This is a genomic window from Vibrio ouci, assembly GCF_004551525.1.
Lineage (GTDB): Bacteria > Pseudomonadota > Gammaproteobacteria > Enterobacterales > Vibrionaceae > Vibrio > Vibrio ouci.
Window position 1 is genome coordinate 1 of sequence record NZ_SATR01000217.1, and the last position, 1,027, is coordinate 1,027.

At 35.3% G+C, this 1,027-nt stretch carries 1 protein-coding gene; it reads right to left on the reverse strand.

Annotation, left to right across the window (positions count from 1 at the left end; genetic code table 11):
* Positions 1 to 120: 120 nt before the first annotated feature.
* Positions 121 to 969 (reverse strand): hypothetical protein, encoded by an 849-nt coding sequence (locus ELS82_RS25250; RefSeq protein WP_134837796.1) that lies wholly within the window; start codon positions 967 to 969, stop codon positions 121 to 123.
* Positions 970 to 1,027: the final 58 nt, after the last annotated feature.

Here is a 1,027-nt window from a genome sequence, read left to right on the forward strand (position 1 = left end):
ATAACGCCGCGTTAAGTAGTGAGCAACGCCACAACGGAACTTAACCATACCACCGTAAACACAAAAACCAACGATGGAATGAAAAATGCCATGCGTTGGGAATCTGTCTTAAACGCTTTGTTAGTGCTCTTTTTTTAGAAACTCACCAGAAAAGTCAAGTATCATACGAATTTTTGATAGATCTTCTTCCAGTTGTTGAAACCAACTTTCATAGAGTTCACCACACTCAGTGAAGAGTTTTCGTAACTCAGTATCTCTAGCGTCCATCATTGACTCAAAGTTCGCTTGCCCATTATTGTTCGCTGACGAGTTCAGCTCCGCATAGAACTCTTGCACTTTAGCATTTGAAAAGACTTGAGATGATTTCTGATAAAGCTCATTTGACAACATTGCCAACTCATTAGAAATAAGCATTGAGTCTTTCTGTGAAACTTCATTAATTTTATATACTGCGGTAGTGAAATGGGATGGGTCTTCTTCGTTGAATGCAAGGTATCCAGCATGATCCAACCGAGATTTGTCAATTTCAATTTTTAAGTTAAGTAAATTTGAATATACCTCAATACGCTTATTGAACAATGTTTGAAACATTTCTTTAGAGATTGACGTATATGTTTCTGATTTTAGAAATGCGACATTCATTTCATTTTTCACTCTCTCCAAAGTATTTTCACTTTCAGCTTTTTGAATGCTTAAAGCTTTTTCATGTTCAAGCCTTACAAGCTGTAAATTACGTTCATTTGATATAGAGATTTCTTTTATTTCTTTGGAAAATGTATGTTTAATCGACTCTTGCTCGATTTTGTTTTGTGATTTAGCATTTTCAAGATCAAGTTTATGCTTTGCTAACTCACCATTGATTATGCGCTTGCTACTTAAATGAGCAAGAAAACCCACTAATCCTATTAATACTGCCGATGTACCGCCAAAATAAAGCAGCATTTCTTTTACAATTTCAGATATTTCCATGATTTATTCTCATACTTATCGTGTTGCGGAGCACTAACGCCAAATTAAGTAGTGAGCA